This is a genomic window from Streptomyces sp. NPDC060209, assembly GCF_042728155.1.
Taxonomy (GTDB): Bacteria; Actinomycetota; Actinomycetes; order Streptomycetales; family Streptomycetaceae; genus Streptomyces.
The window spans coordinates 1-4,498 of the sequence record NZ_JBHWZS010000469.1; the positions used below are offsets into that span (position 1 = coordinate 1).

A 4,498-nucleotide genomic window follows, 5' to 3' on the forward strand; every position below is an offset into this window, starting at 1 on the left:
CGGCGACACCCCGCCCGAGCCTCAGGGGACACGCCGTGTGGACAGCCTCCTCGTTCCGAGATCGTATGCTTTCCCGAAAACCCGCGCCCCGAAGGTGTTGCCGTGAACTACAGAGTCCAGCCCACCGCCCAGGTCGACGACCGGGCCGAGATCGGCGAAGGCAGCAGCGTCTGGGAACTCGCGCAGATCCGTGAGGGAGCCAGGCTCGGCGAGGGCTGCGTGGTCGGCCGTGGTGCCTACGTCGGCACCGGCGTGCAGATCGGCGACAACGTCAAGATCCAGAACTATGCGCTGGTGTACGAGCCCGCCGAGCTCGGCGACGGTGTATTCGTGGGCCCTGCCGTGGTCCTCACCAACGACCACAACCCCCGCTCCGTCGACCCCGAGGGCAAGCAGAAGCGCGGCGGCGACTGGGAGGCCGTCGGCGTGAAGGTGGCCGAGGGCGCCTCCCTCGGCGCGCGTTCGGTGTGCGTGGCCCCGGTACGGATCGGGCGCTGGGCCATGGTGGCGGCCGGAGCCGTCGTCACCAAGGACGTGCCCGACTTCGCGCTGGTCGTCGGCGTACCGGCCCGGCAGGTCGGTTGGGTCGGCCGGTCCGGGGTGAAGCTCGTGGAACGTGCGGACGAGCCGGGCACGTGGGAATGCCCGCAGACGGGCGCGCTGTTCGACGAGCACGACGGCGTTCTCGACGAGCGCTGACACTCCGCCCTTGGCCGGATCAGGTCGCCTCACGGCGGCTGAAATGTCACGCAAGCTCTACAGTAGTGCAACAATTCTCAAACAAGTCGGCTCGTAAACCTCACACGGCCACGTCGACACGATAGAGAGATTACGGCTCGGGTAAGCTCGTCCTGCCGCATCTCGAGGAAAGGTCTCTCACCGTCATGCCGTCAGGACCGCGCAAACGCCGGCCACGCGTTCTGTACCTCGCGTATTATTTCCCGCCCAGCCGGGCAAGTGGCGTCTTCCGGGCCAGGGCAACGGCAAATCACTTCGCCGAAGCCGGCTGGGACGTCACCGTCCACACGGCCCCGCGCGAGTTCTTTGAGACCTACCTCGAAAACGCGTGTGACCCCTCCCTCGAGGAGACCGTCGATCCTCGCGTCACGGTCGTCAGGCCTCCCATGTCCTATTACGCATGGGAAAAGGACATCCGGCAGTTCGGTAAATTGCGCCGGAATTTCCCGACCGTCGCCGCAAGCCTGTACAAGCTCTTCCAGAGCAAGGTATTCCCCGAGCATTACCTGACGTGGATCCCAGGCGTTCTCTCCAGTGCCGTGAAGGCGCATTTCAAGGAGAAATTCGACCTCGTCATAGCGACCGGGAACCCTTTCGTCTCGTTTGCGGCGGCGCAGGCGCTGGGGCGACTCCTCAAGATTCCGTACGCGGTTGACTACAGAGACTCGTGGACTTTCAACCAGTTCACCGAGGAACTGAAGTTCGAGGAGGGCAGCAAGGCCTTCGAGTGGGAGGCGAAAGTCCTGCGGGACGCCGCCGAGGTCGTATTCGTGAACGACGGAATGCGGCAGTGGCACATCGATCGCTACCCTTACGCGGCCGAGCGCATGACCGTCGTCCCGAACGGCTGGGAGCCGGAACTCCTCGGCGAGAGCAAGTACGACCCGCCCGCCACGGATCGCCCGTTGCGCTTCGGCTACTTGGGCACGGTCACGTCCTACCTGCCGCTCGAAACCCTGTTCGACGGTTGGCGGCTCGCCCGTGAGCACCCGCTGCTCCGGGACGCCGAGCTCAACATCCACGGCCATCTCGGGTTCTTCCCTCCTGACGTAGCGCCCCTGATGGAGCGTCTTCCGTTGGAGGAGAACATCGGCGTGCACTACCGCGGCGCCTTCAGCAAGGCCGACGGCAAGGACCTGTACACACAGACCGACGCGCTCGTCTTCTGTGTACCCGGAGCCCGTTACGTCACCTCGGGCAAGGTCTTCGAGTACATGGCGACGGGCAAGCCGATCGTCTCTGTTCACCGGCCCGACATCGCGGCCTCCGAAGTCCTGGAGAACTACCCCCTGTGGTTCCGCGGCAGTGAACTGACCCCGGGGGAGGTCGCGAAGTCGTTCATCGCAGCGGCCGAAGCGACTCGGGCCGGTGACAGTACCCAGCACGCACTCGCCGTGAAGCACGCTCACTCCTACACCCGTGCGGCCACCCTCGGGCCGTTGGAAGAACGTATGCGCAAGCTGGTGGAGGAATCCCGATGAGCACGAAGACCCACGTCCTCTACCTGGCGCTCGGCGAATACCGGGTGCGGGCCACTCGTGCGCATGTCGAGGCTCTGGCAGCCGAGGGGCGCGACGTCGTCCTGGTGATCGCCGATCGCGCCGAATGGGACGACCTGCCGGAGATTCCCGGGGTACGTGTCATCCGGGCGGCGCGGAACCAGAAGGGCTCCGCCTGGCGCACCGCACGCGCCATCGTCCTCGCCAGGAGCGGGCCCCTCCGGGACGCCGATCTGCTCGTCGCGGGCGATGCGCAGGCTCTTCCGACAGCATGGGCCGCACTGCGCCGACGCCCTGACCTCGAATTCCGCCTCGAACCGTACGCGGACTCCGGCCGGGTCACCGAGCCGGCGGACCTGGCAGTCGTGACCCCTTGGTATCCGTCACCGAACAACCCGTTCGCCGGGTCGTTCGTACAGGCGGCGACCGAGGCTGTCACGGGACACTACGAGCGTGTCTCGATCCTGCACACCGAGGACTGGGCGGGTGGTGCGGACGCTCTGCTCGAGGACGCCATCAAGGTCACAGCGGACCGGTTCCTCGAACGCCGCCATCTGATCCCTGTGCTCGACACGCTGGAGGGCGCCGTCACACGCGTCCCCGTTCCGCTGACCACCCGCCGCAACTACGCGAGCTGGGTGGGGGCGCAGACAGCGGCCCTGCGCAAGGCACTGCCCACCGGCATCATCGAGGCTCCCGTCATCCACGCCCACACCGCGATCTACGGCGGAGTGCTGGCGATGCGCCTCGGCCGTCCCGACGCGCGCATCGTGGTGACCGAGCACTCCACCTTCCTGGCGAAGATCTTCAAGCAGCCGGGCGGCCGCAAGCTGTACGACCAGGTGCTGGACCGCGCGGACGAGTTCCTGTGTGTCGGCAGCTACCTGCGCGACCAGATCGTGCGGGAGTTCCCGCACCACGCCGGCAAGATCCGTATCGTGCCGAACGTCATCAACTTCGAGCAGTTCACTCCTGAGGCCAAGCCCTCGGAGAAGCTGCTCAAGTGGCTCTATCTGGGCCGCCTGATACCGCACAAGGGCGTGAGCACACTGCTCGAGGCCTTCGCGGAGATCGCCGCGGAGGAGCCGGAGGCGACATTGACCATGGTCGGCTCGGGCAGCCTGGAGAGCGACATGCTCGACCGGGCCGCCGAGCTGGGTCTGGGCGACCGCTTCCGGATCCTGCCCCCCGTGCGGCCCGAGGAGGTCAACGGGCTGATGCACCAGTACGACCTTCTGGTGCACCCCAGCCACTTCGAGACGTTCGGCATGACGATCGTCGAGGCCAACGCGGCGGGCCTGCCGGTTCTCGTCACGCGCAGCCATGGCCCCGAGGAGACGCTCGAAGGCATCGAGGACCTCGCGGGTGCGCTCATGGACGTGGACGAGGACCCGCAGGTGATCGTGACCGCCTACCGGGGCCTGCGAGAGCGGTTCGCCGAGCTCGACCTGCCGAAGGCGCGCTCGGTCCTGCTGTCCAAGTACAGCCGTGAGGTCGTCGGCGACCAGCTCGTCAGCGTGTACGAGGACCGCGCTCCCGCCCTCGAGCCTGCGGAGGTCGCGCAGCCGGAGACGAAGCCCGTGAGTTCGTCCGTGGTGGCGGCCAGGACGTCCGCCGGTGCGGTGGCCGCTCAGGGGGCCGCTCCCGGCCGGGTCGTCCTGCTCGCCTTCACCCCCGGGCACCCGCGCCGGATCGCGGATCTCGCGAACTTCCTGGTCGCTCGCGGAGTGGAGGTCGAGCTGGTGACCGCACGACCGCGGGCTTGGTTGCGCGCACCTCTGGACGAACGTGTGGCGGTGCTGAACATCGAGTCGGGCGAGAAGCGGCTGGTGGTTCCCCGAGGGGAGCAGTTCGTCGTCTACCGAGCACCGCGCGCCGTCCTGCGGCGGGCCGACCGGCTGGCGAGGAGCCGCAGGGACAAGGCGGCGCCTGAGGTCGCGGTGAAGGTCGCCAGGCGCGCTCACAACAAGGTTGCCGACGGCTTCCACAAGAAGTTCTTCCAGCCCGGCTACAAGATGCTGCGCCCGCGGCTCTTCGCCAAGATCGCCCAACGTGACGCCGTTCCTCAGCTGAGGCTCGACCAGACGGACCATGTGATCGTCTGTGACACCAACGCGACGGCGGCCGCTTGGCGGATCGCCAAGGCACACCCGGACGTGACCGTCACCAGCAACTTGTCACGCGCTCCCTTCGAGCACCTTCCGGTCATCGACGCCTGACGCCGCGCACCGTGACGCACTGTGGCCGGCTCCCTCACGGGG

3 protein-coding genes are annotated in these 4,498 nt (G+C 67.2%); all 3 read left to right on the forward strand.

From position 1 onward, the window contains the following. Positions 1 to 102 precede the first annotated feature (102 nt). The 3 genes from ACFWFI_RS41185 (at position 103) to ACFWFI_RS41195 (ending at position 4,456) form a co-directional block, all read left to right on the forward strand. Positions 103 to 699 carry an acyltransferase gene (locus ACFWFI_RS41185; protein WP_387400854.1) on the forward strand — a complete coding sequence of 199 codons (597 nt, stop codon included), beginning with the start codon at positions 103 to 105 and terminating at the stop codon, positions 697 to 699. Between the two features lie 185 nt (positions 700 to 884). Next, on the forward strand, positions 885 to 2,219 hold the full coding sequence (locus ACFWFI_RS41190; RefSeq protein ID WP_387400856.1) for a glycosyltransferase: 1,335 nt from the start codon (positions 885 to 887) through the stop codon (positions 2,217 to 2,219). Then, complete coding sequence (locus ACFWFI_RS41195) at positions 2,216 to 4,456, forward strand: glycosyltransferase family 4 protein (protein WP_387400858.1); 2,241 nt, start codon at positions 2,216 to 2,218, stop codon at positions 4,454 to 4,456. The genes ACFWFI_RS41190 and ACFWFI_RS41195 overlap by 4 nt, the downstream gene beginning before the upstream one ends. The last annotated feature ends 42 nt before the right edge of the window (positions 4,457 to 4,498 follow it).